18 protein-coding genes and 1 riboswitch are annotated in these 20,469 nt (G+C 49.1%); of the genes, 11 read left to right on the top strand and 7 right to left on the bottom strand.

From position 1 onward, the window contains the following. Nucleotides 1–23: 23 nt before the first annotated feature. The 3 genes from Dvar_RS20985 to Dvar_RS20975 form a co-directional block, all read right to left on the bottom strand. Nucleotides 24–1,694, bottom strand: coding sequence for a choice-of-anchor U domain-containing protein (locus Dvar_RS20985; RefSeq protein WP_419663908.1), 1,671 nt, complete (start codon nt 1,692–1,694; stop codon nt 24–26). A gap of 63 nt (nt 1,695–1,757) precedes the next feature. Beyond that, a riboswitch (cyclic di-GMP riboswitch) is annotated at nt 1,758–1,848 on the bottom strand. A 264-nt stretch (nt 1,849–2,112) separates the two neighbouring features. Further along, complete coding sequence (locus Dvar_RS20980) at nt 2,113–3,438, bottom strand: two-component system sensor histidine kinase NtrB (RefSeq protein ID WP_419663907.1); 1,326 nt, start codon at nt 3,436–3,438, stop codon at nt 2,113–2,115. A gap of 46 nt (nt 3,439–3,484) precedes the next feature. Next, nucleotides 3,485–4,690 carry a type II secretion system F family protein gene (locus tag Dvar_RS20975; protein ID WP_419663906.1) on the bottom strand — a complete coding sequence of 402 codons (1,206 nt, stop codon included), beginning with the start codon at nt 4,688–4,690 and terminating at the stop codon, nt 3,485–3,487. A 545-nt stretch (nt 4,691–5,235) separates the two neighbouring features. Here Dvar_RS20975 and Dvar_RS20970 point away from each other — a divergent pair. The 7 genes from Dvar_RS20970 to Dvar_RS20940 all read left to right on the top strand — a co-directional run bounded on the left by Dvar_RS20970 (nt 5,236) and on the right by Dvar_RS20940 (nt 13,627). Next, a complete protein-coding gene (locus tag Dvar_RS20970) occupies nt 5,236–7,908 on the top strand; it encodes a CBS domain-containing protein (RefSeq protein WP_419663905.1) in 2,673 nt (890 codons plus the stop codon). A gap of 206 nt (nt 7,909–8,114) precedes the next feature. Beyond that, a complete protein-coding gene (locus tag Dvar_RS20965) occupies nt 8,115–8,849 on the top strand; it encodes a segregation and condensation protein A (protein WP_419663904.1) in 735 nt (244 codons plus the stop codon). Continuing rightward, a complete protein-coding gene (gene scpB / locus Dvar_RS20960) occupies nt 8,846–9,529 on the top strand; it encodes an SMC-Scp complex subunit ScpB (protein WP_419663903.1) in 684 nt (227 codons plus the stop codon). The genes Dvar_RS20965 and scpB overlap by 4 nt, the downstream gene beginning before the upstream one ends. A gap of 273 nt (nt 9,530–9,802) precedes the next feature. Beyond that, nucleotides 9,803–11,017, top strand: coding sequence for a sugar kinase (locus tag Dvar_RS20955; RefSeq protein ID WP_419663902.1), 1,215 nt, complete (start codon nt 9,803–9,805; stop codon nt 11,015–11,017). A gap of 4 nt (nt 11,018–11,021) precedes the next feature. Further along, the gene (locus Dvar_RS20950; RefSeq protein WP_419663901.1) at nt 11,022–11,732 is read left to right on the top strand and encodes a phosphoribosylanthranilate isomerase; all 711 of its coding nucleotides are present in this window, start codon (nt 11,022–11,024) and stop codon (nt 11,730–11,732) included. Then, nucleotides 11,729–12,760, top strand: coding sequence for a zinc-dependent dehydrogenase (locus Dvar_RS20945; protein WP_419663900.1), 1,032 nt, complete (start codon nt 11,729–11,731; stop codon nt 12,758–12,760). The genes Dvar_RS20950 and Dvar_RS20945 overlap by 4 nt, the downstream gene beginning before the upstream one ends. 57 nt (nt 12,761–12,817) lie before the next feature. Then, entirely contained in the window at nt 12,818–13,627 is an 810-nt protein-coding gene (locus Dvar_RS20940) for a class I fructose-bisphosphate aldolase (RefSeq protein ID WP_419663899.1), read from the top strand. Nucleotides 13,628–13,826: 199 nt separating this feature from the next. Here Dvar_RS20940 and Dvar_RS20935 read toward each other — a convergent pair whose 3' ends face one another. Genes Dvar_RS20935 through Dvar_RS20925 form a run of 3 tightly spaced genes read right to left on the bottom strand, consistent with a single transcriptional unit; the run spans nt 13,827 to nt 17,050 of the window. Continuing rightward, nucleotides 13,827–14,417 carry a YkgJ family cysteine cluster protein gene (locus Dvar_RS20935; protein ID WP_419663898.1) on the bottom strand — a complete coding sequence of 197 codons (591 nt, stop codon included), beginning with the start codon at nt 14,415–14,417 and terminating at the stop codon, nt 13,827–13,829. A 6-nt stretch (nt 14,418–14,423) separates the two neighbouring features. Beyond that, on the bottom strand, nt 14,424–16,355 hold the full coding sequence (locus Dvar_RS20930) for a sensor histidine kinase (RefSeq protein ID WP_419663897.1): 1,932 nt from the start codon (nt 16,353–16,355) through the stop codon (nt 14,424–14,426). Continuing rightward, a complete protein-coding gene (locus tag Dvar_RS20925; protein ID WP_419663896.1) occupies nt 16,352–17,050 on the bottom strand; it encodes a response regulator transcription factor in 699 nt (232 codons plus the stop codon). The genes Dvar_RS20930 and Dvar_RS20925 overlap by 4 nt, the downstream gene beginning before the upstream one ends. 230 nt (nt 17,051–17,280) lie before the next feature. On the opposite strand from Dvar_RS20925, the gene Dvar_RS20920 reads away from it, so the two are divergent. The 4 genes from Dvar_RS20920 to Dvar_RS20905 are packed head-to-tail and all read left to right on the top strand — an operon-like array spanning nt 17,281 to nt 19,592. Next, entirely contained in the window at nt 17,281–18,702 is a 1,422-nt protein-coding gene (locus tag Dvar_RS20920; RefSeq protein ID WP_419663895.1) for a vWA domain-containing protein, read from the top strand. 10 nt (nt 18,703–18,712) lie between these two features. Beyond that, nucleotides 18,713–19,051, top strand: a complete 339-nt coding sequence (locus Dvar_RS20915; protein WP_419663894.1) for a hypothetical protein — start codon at nt 18,713–18,715, stop codon at nt 19,049–19,051. Beyond that, nucleotides 19,048–19,308 (top strand): hypothetical protein, encoded by a 261-nt coding sequence (locus tag Dvar_RS20910; protein WP_419663893.1) that lies wholly within the window; start codon nt 19,048–19,050, stop codon nt 19,306–19,308. Before Dvar_RS20915 ends, Dvar_RS20910 begins: the two co-directional genes overlap by 4 nt. Then, nucleotides 19,299–19,592: a hypothetical protein gene (locus tag Dvar_RS20905; RefSeq protein ID WP_419663892.1), complete on the top strand. Its 294-nt coding sequence runs from the start codon at nt 19,299–19,301 to the stop codon at nt 19,590–19,592. Before Dvar_RS20910 ends, Dvar_RS20905 begins: the two co-directional genes overlap by 10 nt. On the opposite strand, the gene Dvar_RS20900 is transcribed toward Dvar_RS20905, so the two are convergent. Continuing rightward, nucleotides 19,584–20,411 carry an NTP transferase domain-containing protein gene (locus Dvar_RS20900; RefSeq protein ID WP_419663891.1) on the bottom strand — a complete coding sequence of 276 codons (828 nt, stop codon included), beginning with the start codon at nt 20,409–20,411 and terminating at the stop codon, nt 19,584–19,586. The genes Dvar_RS20905 and Dvar_RS20900 overlap by 9 nt on opposite strands. Nucleotides 20,412–20,469: the final 58 nt, after the last annotated feature.

Below are 20,469 nucleotides of genomic sequence, written 5' to 3'. Positions count from 1 at the left end.
TAATATGCTGATCGGCGTTGTTTTTATTTTTTGACGCGCACCGCTTTTGCGGAAACCACGCCCAAGGTTGCCAAAGCAATCGTCAAGATGGTGGCCACGGTTGTTGATCCGGTATTCATATTACCGAATCCGGTGCTACCGGCTGAGATAAAACATCCGCCGCTGCCACTATCGCCGTTGGTGGTGTCATCGGTTGAAACAGAGGCGCTGTCAGATAGTGTTTCTGTTTCTTCTTCCTGGTAGGCGATTCCCGATGGATCAACGATGACACCGTTTTCAACGCCATCTTCATCCCCCACACCACCATCTTCAAGGACCAGGGTCACGCTCTTGCGGTTGGCCGCAAAAGCCGCATTTTCGTATACGTTCCATCCGTTTTCAATGGTGTATTTATAGAGTTTGGCGGTAGACGGTACCTTTTTTGAGAAATGGATTTTTACGGAAGCGGTTTTCACTCCTTCTTGAAGATACAGTTTGAAACCAACCAAGCCAAATCCCAAATTCACGCTTCTATCGGCAACGGTTTCCGCGGAAAGCGATTTAATCGAAACCAAGGTGACCGCCTCGGATAACGTTTCAACACCTACCGTGGTCTGCCCCTCGATGGTATTGATGGTCATGATGTTGCTTTCAAGAACGTCTGCAATCCCGTTTTCATTCACATCTGCCGTTTCATCGGCTTCCTGGGTGTCCAACAATCCGTCAAAATCGGTGTCGCCCATGCTCTCGGCCGTAACGGTAGTAAAAGTTGCGGTATCAGACCAATCAGACACGCCATTATTGTCGTCGATAAATTGTGCCCGCCAGAAATAATCCGTATCGACATCAAGCACCATTTCACCGACGGCATATGTGTAGAGCTGGGTTGTGCTGGTTGCATCCAATATCAAGGTAGAGAAATCAGCTTCGGTACTGATCTGCCAACGGGTTTGATAATGGCCATCCGTGTCTGAATCAAAATATCCCCCGCACAGCAATACCGGCGTCAAACTCACCCGATCGGTTTCGGTAGCACTGTCAAGAACAGGTGCTTCTGGAGCATTGGTGGAAGTTATTGTTTCTGAGCTTGCGAGGAATTCATCAAGATTGGATACACCATCGCCATCCGCATCGAGGTCAGCATCATCGCTGAGTGGATCCAACCCATAGGCGATTTCCCATTCATCGGTCATGCCATCATTATCGTCATCCGTATCCAGATTGTTGCCAATCCCGTCGTTGTCATTATCGGCCCACTCATCGGGATCATTCGGAAACAGATCTTGAGCATCAAGGACATTGTCGCCATCGCTGTCGGTTTCGGTGTTGGTGTCGGCTTCAGCACCGGTGTTGGTGTCGGTACTGGAATCCGTATTTGATTCAGTTGAATATAACGGCGGTGTGTAGGATACCTCTTCGGAATCGACACTTTCCAGGCTTCCATCAAAGGCACGAACAACAAAATAATAGGTTACCCCTTCGGTAAGCCCGGTCAATGTACAGGTGGTCAGACTATTTTCCCAGATCGGATGCGCATAGTCATATTGACCTCCCGCTTCACGGGCAAAAACCCGATATCCTTCGGGTGCGGGGTCGTTGGCATCCCAAGCCAACGATACGCTTGCACTACTGTAGGCAAAGCTCGTATTAATAAAAAGAACGGTAATAAAGACGAAAAGAACTTGCGGTACAATGGATCGGTTTATGAATTTCACGGCGCATCTCCTAAATTTGTCTTACCTTGCGAGCAGCAGCAAACTTATGAGATGCTGTGTTCGCTCGGCAGCCCAGCCGCCATATCCAGTCTGTCCTGGACTTAGGCCGTTGGCTTTGCGTCACATCCTTTCGAATGGGTTGCCTTTTTCGAGCACTAAAATTGTCAGCGAACAACGTACTTTATTTGAAACGCACATTTCATACCAAAAGAGTAGATAAAAAGATAAGCTTGCGTAGTAAACGCATAACTCATTGAATAATAGTATTTTTAATTGATTTGATAAAAATTGGAAAAATAAAGATCTAAAGACAGGTGAGATTGGACATGTATTGGAATGTGAAAACAAAATGAAATCTGTACACTTATTTATACATATACGCTAATCATAAGCATCCCGGTCGACGATGCATCGCTATTTAGGTGTTATTATGGCAGGGCTCGATTTGATTAAAAAAAACCGTAAAGGTGCTTCCGATTCCCGGTTCGCTGTGTACATCAAGCCGACAATCATGAGTTTCCAGGATTCGGTAGACAATGGAAAGGCCTAGTCCTGTACCGTTGGGCTTCGTGGTGAAAAATGGATTAAATATTAAATCAACATGTTTTTTATCCATACCGCAGCCATTGTCGGTGATTTCAACCATCACCCGTTCATTTTTCAATTTTTGCATAACAATCGTGATTCGGCCTTCATTTTCAATTGCTTCAGCAGCATTGGCCAATAAATTCCAAATCACCTGATTCAATTGTAGTGGATCAAAGCGAACAAGAACATTATCGATGTTAGACAACGACATCGTGATTCGCTGGCGCATACTACTGTCTTTTTCAAAAAGAGTAGTGACCTCCGTCAATGCATTTCCCAAATCCACGCATTTCGCCTGTCCGGCAGACGGTCTGGCAAAAGTCAAAAAATTATTCACAAGACTGCTCAATCGGTCGGTTTCCCTGAGCACAATATGCATCAAGCGCATATTATCCGAGTTGTCCTGCTCCATCTCGTCCTTTAATATCTGGATCGCTCCAGACAAGGATGCCAATGGGTTTTTTATCTCATGGGCCAGGCCGGCGGCCATCTCACCGATTTGGGCCAAACTTTGCACTCTGCTCAAATGCACTTGGATGGCTGCCAGTTCAGCTTTGGATTGTCGTTCTTGATCAGACAGATAACCACTTAAAAAAGCGACAGAAAAGCATGCCCCCGTCAGGATTGAGCATTTTTGAATGACTTGGGTCGTGGTCAGTAGCGAACCGACAAGTGCTCCATTATAGGCAACCGAAGCGATGAAACCATAGAGTTCGAAGATTAAAAGGGTGGCGAATTGAGCACTGCAAAAACCTGCAATAAAGAGGGTTTCGCGTTTACGCACAAAAACACTACTATAGATTAGTACGACCAGATATAAAAAAGAAAACAGGCTTTCATAGCCGCCGGTAATGTAAATAATCAGTGTCACACATAACGTATCGATGCCAATTTGCCCATGAACAAAGAAAAATTCATGCTGATTGATATAAGGCAGTAGAAAAGCATACACAAAGGTGAGCAGGATAATCGTCCCACACAGGACATAGATTAGTACGATTGAAATATCGGATGAATTTAATAAATCGCCAGTCTGATAGACGATCGTAGACCCTAAGAGCAACAGGGCAAAAACAAACCGTAAGGATATCAACCATCTGAGTTTTCGCCCAAATACATCCGGGTCAATTTCATAATCAGGCAACGTGTTATTCAAAACAGGTTTTCACGGGTTACACATTAAATGCGAGTTATGAGAAAGGTTAAAGGTTACCCGCCATCTTAAACACAGGTAGGTACATGGAAATTACCAAACCGCCAATCACCACGCCCAAGAAAACGAGCATAAACGGTTCAATGAGGGCAGTTAAATTTTCAACCGCCTGATCAACTTCTTCCTCATAAAAATCAGCAATTTTTTTCAGCATGGCGTCGAGTGCACCGGTGGACTCACCAACGGAAATCATCTGACACACCATGGCCGGGAAGACACCACTTTCGGCCAGCGGGTCCGCCATGGTACGACCTTCGGCAATACCACTTCTAACTGTATAGATCGCGCGTTCAACGGTTTTATTGCCGGATGTTTTGGCGACAATATCTAACGCCTCTAAAATCGCGACACCACTGGCCAGCATTGTCCCCATGGTACTGGTAAATTTTGCAACCGCCACTTTACGAAGCAACATCCCGAAAACAGGCAGTTTAAGGACGGTGGCGTCAATGGTTTTACGCCCGTTTTCGGTCTTATAGTATTTCTTAAAAGCGTAGATAAAAATAACAAGGCCGATAATCATCCAGTGAATCTTCGATTTGACAAATTCACTCATGGCAACGACGATCAAAGTGGGGGTTGGTAGCGTTCCCCCCATATCAGCAAACATCTCTTGAAATACGGGAATAACAAAGACCAGAATAACGGCAACAACGAGAATGGCGATAATAATGGTCACAATCGGATAGGTCAGTGCGCCCTTGACCTGGCTTTTCAGTTTGGCGGCCTTTTCCATATACGCTGACAATCGTCTTAGGATCGTATCCAGGATACCTCCGGCCTCACCGGCAGCCACCATATTGACAAACAAGTCATCGAATTGTTTGGGATATTTTTTCAATGAATCAGCCAGGGTGGCCCCACTTTCGACCTGCTCCTTGATATTTTTGAGCATTTTTTTAAAGGTGGCGTTTTCCTGTTGGGCATGCAGGATGTCCATGCATTGAATGATGGGAAGGCCGGCATCGATCATTGTTGAGAACTGACGGCAAAATAAAATAACGTCCTTTTGGGTTACCTTGGGTTGTAAAAAGGCCACATTTTCGAAAAGATCTTTTGGTTTTTTCTTGATTTTGGTCGGTGTGATGCGAAGTTTGCCAAGGTTGGACCGAACCACATCTTCGCTTGCGGCTTCCATTTCGCCTTTTTGTACGATGTTATTTCTGTTCTTCCCTTCCCACAGATAAACCGGCATGCCATCCCCCTATATTCATAAATACGCAGTTGTCACCATTTAACAACGATATCGACCTTATTGTCTAATCTGTATGCCCCATCGCTTTTTTAAGGCGGGGCAGGTCCATATTTCACAATTTCGGCATCTTCAAGGAAATCTGAAATATCTTTCATTTTTCGTTTATTTGTCAGATGGTGGTTGCACTGCATTCACAATACACGCAATCCGTGCTACAAGTTTTGTGGGCAGCAAGATCCACACGAAGAGAAATGCCCAAGCGCTGGAAATAAACAGGTCCAAAAATGGTTTTGTATGAAAATGTACAATCGATATTCACCACTCGGAAGTATGGCTGGAATTATCTCTTTGCTACCATAAACTACTTGAAACAACAACAACTTTTGCATTCATTGGGATCATTCCAATAGCAATTTACTATCTACGACAACCACCAACAGGCATCAATATGCAAGAATAGAACCAAGCACATAGTGCGCTATTGTTTTTCGTATTTCAATCATAATGGAAATCAACATCCTTTTTTAAAAAGGTATTTACCCCCCATGAGCTCTCATCAGACAGCGCCCACAAAAGCCGTCACCATTATCACCTGTCATGTAAACGCAGACTTTGATGCGCTTGCCTCAATGCTATGTGCGCAAAAGCTCTACCCCGATGCATTGGTGGTATTTCCCGGGTCCCAGGAAAAAAACCTGAGGAATTTTTTTATTCAATCCATGGTATATCTTTTTAATATTGCCGAGCAGGGAAAAATCGACTTCTCATCAGTCACCAAATTAGTGTTGGTCGATACCAGACGGCGCAGTCGGATCGGCGCACTGAGTCCCATTCTTGACAATCCAAATCTTGAAATCCATATCTACGATCATCATCCCAAAAAGGATGACGATATCAAAGCGGACAAAGAATATCATATGCTGACAGGTGCCACGGCAACGATTTTAACCGGTATTCTTAGAGAAAAAGATATTCCCATTACACCTGAAGAGGCAACGATCATGTGTCTGGGAATTTATGAAGATACGGGCTCATTCTCGTTCCCATCCACGACCGAATACGACCTTCAAGCAGCAGCGTACCTGTTATCCAAAGGTGCCAACCTGAATATGATTTCCAATATGATCACGCGGGAATTCAACCCCGAGCAGATCGGCTTGCTCAACGACATGATTCAATCTTCCCGTCGCTACACCATTAACGGTGTTGATATTGTTATTACCAGTGTGACCACCGACAACTATTTTCCTGATTTTTCTTTCCTTGTCCAAAAAATGGCCAAAATGGAGAATATCGACGCCATTTTCGCGCTGGGGCTGATGGAAAACAAGGTGTACGTGGTTGCAAGAAGCAAAACCGACGATGTTGACGTGGGGGAAATTTTAAGTCTAATCGGTGGCGGTGGCCACCCGACGGCCGCCGCTGCAACGGTCAAAGGAAAAACCATTGCGCAGACAGAGCAATTGTTGTTTGATGCCCTCTATAGCAAAATCAATCCCAGACGTCAGGCCCGTCATTTGATGTCATCTCCGGCCATCATGGCGCCGCTGAAATCAACCTGCAAAGAAGCTGAAGGCTTGCTCACCCGCTACAACATCAATGCCCTTCTTGTTGCTTCAGATGGGTCGCAGCCCCAAGGTTTCAGCGGATACATCACCCGTCAGGTCGTAGAAAAAGCGCTGTTTCATGATCTCGATAATGTTCCCATTCACGAATACATGAGTACTGAAATGTCATTTGTTCGTCCGGATGCAGATATTGTCGAAATTCAAAATAAAATTATCGGTAACAAGCAGCGCATCCTACCGGTTATGGAAAACGGCAATGTGCTGGGAGTAATCACGAGAACGGATTTGCTTAACACATTGGTTCAACAAAGCCGCTCATCCAACCACAATGTATCCCCCCTTGACGAGAATTTGAGTGCCAAACGCTCACGCATGGTTCTTAATTTCATGCGCGAACGTCTTCCCAGGCATATCATGCAAACCCTCGTCCAATTAGGCGACGTGGCCAGTGAATTAAACTGCAGCGCCTATGTGGTGGGCGGTTTTGTACGCGATTTGTTTCTTTATCGAAAAAATGAAGATATTGACGTTGTGATTGAGGGCAATGGGATTGCCTTTGCCAAAACCTTTGCCCGCAAATTGGGTGCGCGTACCCACACCCATGTTAAGTTTGGTACGGCAGTGATTATTTTTCCCAAAGGGTTTAAAATCGATGTCGCATCCGCACGCATGGAATATTACCAGTTTCCGGCATCCTTGCCGATTGTTGAAATGAGCTCCATCAAAATGGACATGTTTCGAAGGGATTTTACGATCAACACCCTGGCAATTCAGCTCAACCCGGATAAATTCGGCAGACTGATTGATTTTTTTTCAGGCCAGAAAGACATCAAGGACAAAGTGTTAAGAGTACTCCACAACTTGAGTTTTGTCGAAGATCCAACCCGTGTTTTCAGAGCACTGCGGTTCGAACAACGATTCGGTTTTACCATTGGCAAGCTTACCGCCAGCCTTATCGACAATGCCGTTAAAATGGATTTTTTCAAACGCTTGAGCGGCAAACGCGTATACACGGAACTCAAATTGATCCTAAAGGAGGAAAATCCCACGCCGGCCATATTGAGATTACAGGATTATGATTTGTTGCGGGTGATCCATCCGGCGATACAAATTGAAAATGAACTTGCCCGTCTCTTAGGTAACGCTAAAAAGGTGACCGATTGGCATGACCTCTTGTTTATTGATGAAAGCTACGAACGTTGGACCGTCTATTTCATGACATTGATTCGCCACTGCGATTTAAAAACGACCAACGAAATCTGTAAGCATTTAACCATTGCGCCCAGGCACGCAAAGCTATTCGGTGAAACCCGCTTGCAGGCCGAAAGACGACTGCCCCGCCTGGAAAGCCGCAAACGCATGTGCAACGCTGACGTTTATAACCTGTTAAAAGCGTTTAAAACAGAAATCATCCTGTACATGATGATCTGTGCAAAGGCTGAAATCGCGAAAAAGCGGATATCTTTCTTTCAGACACAGCTTCGCAATGTATCCATAACCATGTCCGGCAAGGATCTGCTCAAATTAGGGTTGCCGCCGGGCCCATTGTTTGGCAAGGTGCTGCAATCAATCACCGAGGCGAAATTAAATGGGACCGTCAAAACGCGTGACGACGAGTTTCGGTTTGTAAAGCGCCAATTTATCGAATAGCGTTTTATCCCCATATATCCCCGCCCTTTGCATCAGCCTTTTTTTCTTGATTGCCCTGATGCATACCGTTAGAATTATTTTTTTATCAATGGTAAAGGGCGATAAACAAATATCGACCAGCTTTTCGGCAGCCCTGCCAGGCTCGGTTACCACATATCAAGCAAAAAAACGTTCAATACCAAGTGGCCATGATGACGGACAACCAAATGGATGCACCTTCCGGGGAAGCTTTAAATAAGCGTTACCGGGTGAAGCTTGAAAATGTTTTCGAAGGCCCCATGGATCTTCTCGTGCATCTGATAAAAAAAGCCGAAGTCGACATTTATGATATTCCCATTGCCCAGATTACCGAACAATATTTAAACTATCTGGAATGGATGAAGCAGATGAATATCGATTTTGCCGGTGATTTTGTCCTCATGGCATCGACGCTGACCCATATCAAATCGAAAATGCTGCTTCCTGCCCAGGAAGGCGAAGAAGAAGAGGATGACCCCAGGCTTGAAATCACCCGTCCCTTATTGGAATACCTGCGCATCAAATCTGCAGCAGAACAACTGGCCGAACGAAATCTTCTGGGTGACAAAACGTTCGTTCGCAAACCGGACAATCGCTTGTTTGATCATATTCAGGACGATCAAGTCATCCGTATTGGTTTGTTCGAATTGATAGACGCTTTTCAGAGCATTTTAGACAAGGTGACGCCAAGCCATCGGGTTAACCTGACGCGGGATCGAATCTCGGTTCAAGAGCGTATCTCTCAGTTGACGGAAATTCTGGAAGCCAACGAATCGATGACCTTTGACGAATTATTCGAAGAATGTCGGGAAAAGCCGGATATTATTGTCACCTTCCTGGCCATTTTGGAGATGGCCAAACTCAATTTGATTCACATCGCCCAGCATGTACCGACGGGAATTATCAGAATTTTCTACCAATGATGGATAACGACAACCACGCAACGATGCCAGAAGATCTGAAATATATTATCGAGAGTTTACTATTTGTTTCGGAAACGCCCCTAACGGTGGAGCAGATAAAAAAAGTTCTTGAAAATGTCGATACACCCACCATTAAAACAGCCATTACGCAATTGGCCGCCGAGTATGAACAACGTGATGGCGGGTTTGTGCTCCGAGAAATTGCCGGCGGATATCAATTCCGCACGCAAGAGCGTTTTAACCAGTGGATCAAACGCTTGGTCAGACCCAGTGCGCCTCGCATAAGCAAGGCAGCCCTGGAAACACTGGCCATCATCGCCTACAATCAGCCCATCATCCGTAGTGACATCGAGCATATCCGCGGCGTGGATAGTGGTGGTGTAATCAGGATGCTAATGGAACGGAAATTGATTCGTGTGTTGGGACGCAAGGAAATTCCCGGCCGCCCGTTGATTTACGCCACCACCAAACACTTTCTCGAAGTGTTTGAGCTAAAAGACCTCAAAGACTTGCCAACACCGAAAGAGATCGAAGAACTCAGCCAATCGCGGCTGGAAGAAGAACCAGAAGATACCGAAAACCTGGCCGAAGAATCGCCACGCCAGCCCGAAGCGACCAATGCCAACGATACAGCCTCCAGCGATTCAGAAAAAAACGCTGGATCCCCCCAGATACAATAATCCTGCATGCTGTGCGGGAGAATATATTGAGATTGATTGCCAGCTTTTCCGCCATTTGATTCAAATGCGAATCCCCTCTAATCTCCGGCCAATATTGTTGACAAGATTTTTCCGATCGTGCTATCAAAGATGGCTTTTTCTTTTGAATCCGGTTTAATCGACGATCCAAGTTCGCAATTTATTATACAAATAGTTGAAGCCTGATCGTTCCACTGTTGTTTTTCCAACATTAACCACTCGCATCCGTCAGTCGCTTTAGGGAGAGGAGAATCGATGGCTACAGAAAACAGCGAGCAGCAGGGACAAAAAATTGAGATTGAAATCATCGGCAGCCGTTTTGACAAAGTCACAACAATCTTGGAAGCGTTCAAGCCTGGGGACAAACGGTTCATCCATAGTTATGAAACCATGGGCATTGCTCCCCGAGGCTATGACCACGTCAAGCACAATGAAATCGAGGTCAAAGTGCCGGCAAGATTGCACAACAACGTGCTAGACATGAATCGTTTTAATCTCAATCGCCCGGGAGGCGGTGGAATCGGCGTCAGTATCGCTATTTATTTCTACGCCAAGGTCAAAGCCATTGATGCGCCTGAAATCCGCACCAGTGGTGAACGTCCGCTCATCGTCACGCACTTCGCTCATATTTTCAAAGAATTGCTGGGATATCCCGGTGGCTTTGAAATCGAGCTGTATGACCACAAACGCCGCCATGTTGGTCTGGGATCATCCATCGGTACCATGTGTGCCGCATGCATCGGCATGAACGAGGTGTTGGGCAGGCCCTTTCATGGATGGGAACTTCGCCGCATCATGGGGTATCATTCCTGTGAGGAGACCCCCGAGAACGACGGGTTTCTGCTCCCGGCGTTTGAAACCGGTATCGGTGCCATGGTCGGTGTCAACGGCGGGTGGGTAGTTGCCAGCGATGACCTGGTTCTGGTCCATCGCGTGGAATTGCCCAACACAAAGGCCATCATTTTTATTCCGGAAGTCAAGAGTATCGAAGATGAATTTTGCGGCAAGGAAACCTCTGCTGAATCCGAAGTGGAGCTTCTGCTCAGGCGGGCCCGAAGCATGGATGCGATGCAATCGGGAACAAAGGCGCAGATTGTGCTTTTCGACATGCTGCCGGCCATGATTAGAGGAGATCTCGTAAAGATCGGGGACGCCCTGTTCGATCTTTGCTACTTGGGCTCCAAACGTGCCGAATGCGAGCAGCACGGTGATTTCGGAACACCCATTTATAAATACATCAATGCATTCAGAAAGATCGGAGTGGAAATCACCGGCATGAGTTCCGTGGGGCCGACCGTGTTCGCCCTGACCCAGAAAGAAGATGTTTACGATCGGGTGCTTTCATACCTCAAGTCAATGAACATTGCCGAATCAAGAATCATCGAAACCGAAGTCGACAACCTGGGCGGCACCATCACTGAAGATGGTGTGGAACGGAGTTTCACCAACGACAACTGGCTGAAAGGCTAAGGCCGTGGACTGCACCTGTAAAGCAAAAATCTGCGGCAACACCAATATCGAGGACGCCCGCATGGCAGCCGATGCGGGCGCCGATTTTTTTGGTGTGGTGGTTGAGGTTGACTTCTCGCCCCGATCATTGACTATCCAGCAGGCGGCATCTTTGTTTTCCCAGCCGCCATTACCGGCCGTAGCCCTGGTTTTTGAAATGACAAAAGCAAGGCTGGATCTTTTGATCAACACGCTTCATCCATATGCCGTCCAGTTTCTGGGCGATTCGGATCCGGCGCTTCTAAAAAAACTCAAGGCGACCTATCCATCCACAGAGATCTGGCAATCCATTCATCTACCGCAATCCGGGGCAGATGTGTCCATCGACATCTATCAACGCAGCATGGATCGTTACCTTGCGGCGGGTGTCGATGCCCTGCTGCTGGATACCGCGACGGCTGCACAGGGTAAAACAAAATTTGGCGGAACCGGTCAGGTGTTTGACTGGGAAATCGCAAAAAAGTTACTTGACTCAGCGCCTAAAGGTTTTCCGGTCTGGTTGGCCGGCGGCATCAATCCTGAAAACGTGCGCCTTGCCATCGAAACGGTCAGTCCTTTTGGAATCGACCTTTGCTCTGGTGTGGAGGCGGTGCCCGGCAAGAAAGATTCCCAAAAAATTGATGCCTTGATGGACGCCATCAGGGCAACATCCAACAACAGGAGAAAGCTCCAGTGAAAGCAGCGGTCGTTCATGGAAAAGATGATATTCGTATTGAATCCTACCCCACCCCAACAGCGGGTGAAGGGGAACTGGTTGTGCGCACAAAAGTCTCCGGGATTTGTGCCACCGATATCAAGACCCTCTTGGGACAAGGTTTGCCCAAGGACCTGCCCACGATTTTAGGCCATGAAGTGGTAGGCGAAATCGCTGAAGTCGGTGCAGGTGTTTCAACCTTCGCAATAGGTGACAGGGTTGCCGTCTATCCTATCGCCGTCTGCGGCGCATGTGAGTTTTGCAGGCAGGGACGTCACAATCTTTGCGAGCATGAGTTCGGTCTGGCCCACGGCATTGAAGGCGGGTTTGCCGAGTATGTCCGGCTGCCAAAAGAAATTGTCAACATCGGCGGCGTGGTTCCCATCCCTGACGATCTTTCCTATGAAAGGGCTGTTCTCAGCGAGCCCCTATCTTGCGTGTATGCCGCCCAACGCGCATCCAGGGTGCAGGCTGGTCAACACGTCGTCATTCTGGGTGCCGGCCCCATGGGGCTGATGCATCTCAAAATGGCCAGATACAAAGGTGCCACGACAATCGTCGTGGACATCCTCGATGACCGTCTGAACACGGCCAGGCAAATGGGTGCAGTCCATTGTATTAACCCCAACACCACCGACCACTTTGATCTCATCAACGAAATAACGGATGGTAAAGGCGCTGAAGCGGTAATCGCCTCCCTGGGAATCCCCAAAGTCGTTGAAGCGAATCTGAAGCTGACTCGCAAAGGCGGCACCTTCAATATTTTCGGTGGACCGCCGGCCGGTGAGATGATCAGCGTTGATCCCAGATGGCTGCACTACATGGAAATCACTCTCACCGGGACCTTTGCCTGTTCGCCCGGCGACTTTAAAAAATGCCTGGAGCTGATCCACAGCAAGGCCATCGTAGTCGATGATCTGGTATCCCATACCTTCACCCTGGACAATTTTTTGGACGCCGTTGAGAAGGCCAAAGCCCAGGAAATTATTCGCGGCATTGTTGTCATTTAGCATTGGACAGATTCGTCAATCGCATCAATTAATTGAAATGATTTAAAGGAACGATATATGAATGGAAAAGAAAGACGTCTGAGACGCGTTTTCAATCAATCGACCGGACGCAGTTTGGTCTTGGCCGTGGATCATGGCATGGCCTTGGGCCCCATGACCGGGATTGTCAATATCGCGGAAACCATCCGTACATTGGATGACACCGGAAAAGTGGATTGCTGGCTGATGACCAAGGGTATTTACAATCATGCTTTCTCCCCGTCCGTGGATCGGGACCCCGGCGTAATATTGCGTGCCAGCGGTGGAGCGACCATAGCGGGACCTGAACTGACCCGAGAAGGGCAGACCGCAACAGCCAAGGAAGCCATGCATTTAGACGTGGATGCGGTAGCCACCTCAGCCTTTGTAGGCTCTCCATATGAGCATGAAACCCTGATCAGTATGGCCCGCCTGTCCACGGAGTGCCGAAAATGGGATCTGCCCCTGTTGGGCGTGATTGGACTGGGTAAAACCAACGAAGATAAAAAGAAAGATCCCAAATTTATCGCATTGGGGGCCCGGGTCGGCGCGGAACACGGCGCGGATATCATCAAGACCTATTATACGGAAACCGATTTTGACAAAGTGGTGGCGGGCTGTCCGGTGCCGATCATGATCGCTGGTGGTCCCAAGTGTGAAACCGACCTCGATACCCTCAAGATGATTTATGGTGCCCTGCAAGGCGGCGCCAAAGGCATTGTCATGGGACGCAATGTCTGGCAAAGCCCTTACCCGGTGGCCCTGCTGACCGCCGTCCACGGCCTGATTCACCAGGATTTAAAAGTCGAGGAAGCAGTAGAACTGCTTGAGGATGGAAAACATCGGTAGCGTTTTTTACCGAATCAATCGCGCTATATAATCGTTGTCGTGGTCGTAATCGTCATTTTCGTTTTTTCGATTACGATTACGACAACCGCTTCACTGACAACGACTCATGATCGCCCTCCCCTGTCGTTCTGACTGACATTCCGGGGATATAAATTATTACGTAACGCCAATATCGGACAAATCGGCCATTGATGGAGCATTATTTGGGTTGGCGTGATGTCATCATCCGATTGATAACAATGCCGTGGGTCTTGCCAAAAGCCATGACCGTTTCCGGATGGTACTCACCGGCCAGGTACGCTTTCAGGAAGGCAGGCGTATCTAACATGTGAAGGATGTAAGACAGGTGGCCGCTATACCCGTTATCATCGAGCTGCTGCAGCATCCGGATGGTTTGCTGCCCCAAGGCCATTACCTTTTGACTCAGCATGGGGTGCTGTGAAGCACTGCAAACCGTCACAGAGTAAATGCGGCGGCAGGCAAACGGACGCACCGCATAAACCAGGCAACTGCGGTTCTTCATCAAAAATGGGCAGGCGGATGGCTTTTTTTGTTCCCGCCGCCGCATGTCAGCCAAAAGGCTTTTCTTGACGGCAACCTGACGAGGCCTGGGCAGGGTTTTGATCTGATCCTGAATCACCAGTCCCTCCAGGGTGGTGATATCAATGCTACCGGCATCGCTGCAACAAAACGCACAGCCTTTATGGCAGGCGGCGTTTTTTTTATAATCGGCCGCAGCCGCTTCAAATGCATCATAAATGGGAATTAATTTCTGTTTTTTATCTTGCATGAGTATTTATGTTTTCTTTAGATGCCGGTTTGCCGGCAGACTGAGAATAATGGTGCAGCCCGGCCCTTGGTTGTTCTCCACCTGCACCCGCCCTCCCATGGCCAATATCAGTTTTTTCACTAAGGCCAGACCAATCCCCGTGCCCCCGATGGTGCGCACAAGATCATTGTCAACCCGGTAAAAATCGTCAAAGACCTTTTTTAAAGATTGCCGGGGAATTCCCGGTCCAGTATCGGAAACCATCAACCGGACCCACCCGTCATTAACACGCACGCAAATGCGGATCTTTTTCTGGGGCAGGTGGCGCCCGAACTTGATACTGTTCTCCAATAGATTGAGCAGCACCTGAACCAGCACATCCCGGTCGTAGGCAAACACAGGCCGATCGACTTGGTCAATGGTCAGCTCAAATCCCTCCCAGGCAAGATTCTCCCCCATGATCGACTGCACGTCGCTCAGCACGTCCGTCAGATCGCCTTCGGACAGATTGAAGCGCCGGGTCTGCTTTTCCAAATGCGACAACTCGAGAACATTGTTGATCAGACCGGACAACCGGGCACTCTCAGAGGCCAGAACGTCCAGGTACGCTTGCTCTCGCTCCGGAGTGGCGGCAATGCCTTGATCGAGCATCTCAACGTACATGCGTATGTTTGTCAATGGTGTTTTGAGTTCATGGGTCACGGCGGAAACAAATCGGGCACGTCGTTCCGACAGATCCATGACCGCCCGCGCATTCTGGTAGATCAGCACCAATCCCACCACCATCACGACCCCCAATACGGTCAGAGCCAGTATCAGCACCCGCCGTGCAGGGGATACCGGCAGTGTCTTGATCCGGATCTGAGCGGTAAGAAAATTAAACGGGGCCGGAAAGGTCCTTGCCGTAATCCACTCACCAGCAGAAATGCGGGCAGGATCCGTCTCACCATCGCCAGAAACCGATCGGCCGGCTGCATTGAAGATCAATTGTATGTACCGGGCGATCGGCTGGGGGGCATAAAACGTGGCCAACAGATGATCGAGAAACGGCTGAAGCGCGAGTACAAATCCCTGACGAAAGATCTGACCTTCAATGACGATCCTTCGAAACACAAACACACTTTCTGAATCCATGACCACGGTTTGAAGGGGCGCCACTTCCACTTGGAAGCGACTCCGCGAATGGCTATCCGTCGATGATTGGCTCATCCGTGGCCGGGAAGCAGGCGCATTGATGGTATATCCAGATGTCAACTGGCTTTTGTCCATCGACGAATCGTCTTGCCGGACATCTTTGACATCTTTCTCGTAAAAGGCATCCTCATCAACTGCCGCTTGCTCAGCCACACGGTCCTGTCGGGCCACATTCATGGCCTGAACAGCGGTAATTTCTTCTACACGAGCCTTCTTTTGACCAAGAACGGTTTTGCTTTTTTTGCGCTCGGTGCTTTTCAGAAACCGCTCCTTAAAATCGGATGACGCTTTTTTTTCGGGCAGTGCTGTTGTGGAAGTTACTGTATCCAGCGTCAAAGGATCCTGAACATCTCGTTTGCGCTGGTTGAAGTACTGGTTAAATGTCTTAAGTTGAGAAAAACGTTGGGCCAAGGCAAAAGGAACCGATTGGCCGTCCTCAACGAGCGGTGTTTGAAATGAGCCGTCCGGATTGTTTTGGAAATAGCCCAGGATGTAGCTCTGATCAGGCAGACGGGCAAGGGGGGACACCACCGTTCCTTGAGATTGGACCATGGTATGGCGGTATTCGTCCACCGCCCGATCCTCTTCCTGACGCACCAGATGGGACAGTTCGGCTTCAATCTCGTCCAGGAGCTGTTCGGCAAAAAACCGTACCTGCGACCGGGCCTCTCGGTCCAATGCGCCAAAGGTGCGCCAGACGACAACAGCCAGCGGCAGTGAAATCAGAACCACAAACACAATCATGGTCAGGCGCAGTTTCTTCAATGATCCGGCTCCAGACGGTATCCTTCACCGCGAACGGTTTCAATCAAGGCCTTTCCATCAGTCAGGACGCTAATTTTTTTTCTCAATTTGAGCACATGGATATCTACGGTACGCGTTTCCACATGGGGATCTTTATACCGCCACACCTCGGCGAGCAGCTCAGCTTTGGAGACGATACGCTCACGGTTACGGTAAAGATAAGCGACCAGATCGATTTCCCGGCGGGTCAGTGGTTCTTTGCGGTCTTGATACACGGCCTGCAAATTCAGGCTGTCGAACAGGATTTTGCCAACGTTGATTTTTTCCTCACCCATTGACTTGCCGCTTCTTCGAAGCACTGCCTCCACCCGAACCATCAGTTCCCGCAACGAAAATGGTTTGCTCACATAGTCGTCCGCACCAGCGCTAAAGCCCGCCACCACGTCATCTTCGGAGCCTTTTGCGGTCAGGATGATCACCGGCTGAGTCGGCATCCGTTTGCGGACCTTACGGCAAATGGACAATCCATCCATACCGGGTAGCATCACGTCCAAGATAATAAGATCGTACTGTCCGCTCAAGGCGGTTTCACATCCCTTGAGGCCATCGTCGATACCGTCCACGGCATACCCATTGAACACCAACACATCGCAAAGCCCTTTGAGGATGGCCGTGTCATCTTCCACAATTAAAATCCGTGCTTTGGAATGGGTCATGGATATTTCCCTTTTCATTCGCTGCGTGTTTGCATCGCTTGCCCAATGGTCTTGTCTTTTCATTACACCATCAACCGTGCCAATCAAAGCAAAAGTTATGTAAAAATTTTCACCTAACCTTTTGCATTTGTTTGAATTGTATTTCTCTTCGAGCCGCGTAGAATCCAATTCATAAATGCGGCCCAACGGCCCAGCCATGATCTTTTCGAGTTTGAACAAGGAGGCATTGCATGTCCAGAAAAACCAAACATCTGATTACCATCCTCGGCCTGATTGCATTGACCACGGGTGTCCTGACCGTTCTGAACGTCATGGGCTCTCAGGCCACCGTTTCCCCCACGTCCCCTCAATATACAACGGGCAGCGGTTTGACCGTATCCAGCGAAGTGGTTCAGGAAAAAATCCTTAAGCACGGAGACGGCCATGCCACCGTGGCCCTCAGTCTGACTGCCCATCGGTTACCGGATCAGGGCGATGCCCCACCCCCACCGGCAGATGTTGTGATTGTACTGGACCGCAGCGGTTCCATGGAAGGACAAAAGCTTGCCGATGCCTGTCAAGCGGTGCTGGATCTAATAGAGCAGCTCAGCCCGAATGATCGGCTGGCCCTGGTTGCCTATTCCGACGGCGTGCAAACCCTTGCACCGCTTTTGCCGATCACGGCGGACAACCATCGCCATCTGGTGTCGCTGACCCGTAAGATCGTCTCCGGTGGCGGGACCAACCTAGGCGGGGGCCTACGCCAGGGAATCGATCTCATGCTGGAAATGCCCGGCAAGGCGCGTCAGCGCAAGGTGATCCTGATATCCGACGGCCTGGCCAATCAAGGCATCACCGATCCGAGTCCGTTGGGACAAATGGCCGGCCTGGCTGTGGAACACCATTTTACCGTCAGTACCGTCGGTGTCGGACTCGACTTCAATGAAACGCTCATGACCACCATTGCCGATCACGGTGCAGGCAGTTATCACTTTTTGGAGGATCCCCGGTCCTTTGCTCAGGTGTTTAAGAGCGAGCTGTCGGCCAGCCGCCGCGTGGCTGTGTCTGACCTTGAGATCCGCATGCCCCTTTCAACCGGTGTGATCCTTGCAGATGCCGGCGGCTATCCTGTCCGTCATGAAAAAGGTGTGGCGGTCGTCCACCCGGGAGATTTGCTTTCCGGCCAACAACGCACCATTTTTCTCACTTTTCGCGTGCCCACCGACACCTTGGGGACCATCCCCATGGGCCGTTTAGCGATGCAGTACCGGTTTGCCAACCAGCCCCAGCGTATTGAAACGCCAAAACCGCCTACGGTTTTGTGCGTGGCTGATCCAGCGGCAGCCATGGCCAGTATCAACAAAAAGGTCTGGACCGATCAAGTAGTCAAGGATGAATTCGGTCAACTCAAGGAAAACGTGGCCAAAGATATCCGCGATGGCAAAAAATCCCGCGCCCAGCAACGCATCCGGGAATATGAAGCCAAGCAGGCCGCCATCAATCGGGTTGTTGGTTCCTGTAAAGTGACCCAGAACCTGACCACGGATGTCAAGGTCCTGCGCGATCAGGTGGAAGAAACATTCGCCGGTCCGCCAGCCGTCACGGCTGAGAAAAAGAAACGCGTATCCAAGTCCCTGCAGTACGACAGCTATAAATCAAGAAGAGATAAATAAATTAGAAGACGTGGATCTGGCACTATCCAAGGAGAAGACCGATATCGCTCGCATGCTGATTCGCCGTCGCCTCGGCATAGAAGCAGCAGCCGGTGAACTGGAGGAACAACTATCAGCGGCCCAAAAGCAAAAAGCCTGTTTGGTGGAAACGATCAAGGACCAACAATTGCAGTACGAGACCTTGAAAGCGCGGGCGGAAACCTGGCAACGGCGGTCTGAAAACGATTCCTTTGTCAGTGTAGCGCGTTCTTTTTCCGTTGATGGTCGTTCAGGACAAATTCGCGATGAGGAAATCGAGTTGGAATTGATTCGACGCAAACAGGCGCTTGCGCAGGACGGTGCAGCATGAATCCACAGGCTCGCGGCACGATCGTTTACGGGTTGATCAGCGCGGCAGTGGTATGGCCATCCGCCGTATTGTTTGCCTTAGTTATGGGATGGGCCACTGCATTCAAGTTGATGCTCTGGGCGAGCATGACGGGGTACGCCGTACTTTTAGCTTACTGGAGCAAGAAACCAAAAGTTGTGCTCATCTTTCCCCTGGCCCTGCTTCTGGGATCAGCGTTGTGGCCGGGCATTAGGGGTGCTTTTTTTTCATGGTATTAGGGGTTCTGTCCTGGATCCGCAGTGGGATCTGTTTTAGCCAGACCCCGTTTCGCGCCCTTGTGGCGGAGACCATCACCATTTTTGGCGGTGCGGGCCTGGTATCGGCGCTCAGCCCGCACACAGCCGTTACTTGGTCGCTGGCCATCTGGCTCTTCGTTCTTGTCCAGAGTCTGTATTTTTTTCTTGTTCCCTTACCGTTAAGGCTGAAAGAAAATGTACCTTTTGAGGACCCGTTTGAACGGGCCCGTCGTCACGTTCAACGGATATTGGACGATTCATGTTAAAGCTGTAAAACCGGAATCCTTAAATACCGCCTGAGCTTTTTGCAGCGCGTCGACATCATCGACGCCCATGGTTTCCGTCTCGTCATCCACCACATGATAACCAACCGGCTTACCGTCTTGCACCATGTATTCGATCATATCTGTAAAAAAGAATTCCTCGATATCGGTCAGCTTGCCGTTGACCTTTTTTTGAACGATCTGAGGACGCGAAGCCAAAATAGGCAGATAGTGCATCAAGGCCGGACGGCGCACCGCATAAATCCCTGAATTGCAGACTGTCAGTTCAGCCTGGCGCTCAGCCGGATAGTCTCGCCAGTATTTCCATTCAGTGATCTTTTTTACCTTTCCGCTATCGATTTCAAGTACACCATACTGTTTTTTATCAACCGGAGAAAAACCGAGAATCATGAGGTCATGGGCGGGCAATCCGTCTGCCATGGACAGATAGGTTTCCTTTTTCACAAATGGAACATCACCCATGGTAATGATCACCGCGTCAACCGACAACGAATTGATAAAATCACCTGCAGCAAGAATCGCACCGCCGGTGCCATTGAGAACGGGCTGCTCAATGTAGGCCGCACCGGATGCCCGGGTAGCGGCCATCACATCAGACTTACAGTGATTGACAATGATGGCTTTGGGGCCGTCAGGCAGACGATCCATTAAATACAGGATGATGGGTTGGTGCCCCTCGTAAACAGAGGCTGCGGGGTCGAGCGGCAGAAGGGTCTTGCTGCCGCTGTAATTTTTCATGCGGCTTCCCCTGCCCGCCGCCATGATAATGGAGGCAACCGGCTGACCGGTTTTGTTTTGCATCAGTTCATTTTCCTTTCCATTGGCATTAAGATGTTGGGAAAACAGTCGTTTAAAGCAC

The organism is Desulfosarcina variabilis str. Montpellier (genome assembly GCF_048565275.1).
GTDB classification, from domain to species: Bacteria; Desulfobacterota; Desulfobacteria; order Desulfobacterales; family Desulfosarcinaceae; genus Desulfosarcina; species Desulfosarcina variabilis.
This window is presented reverse-complemented; position numbering and strand designations above follow the sequence as displayed.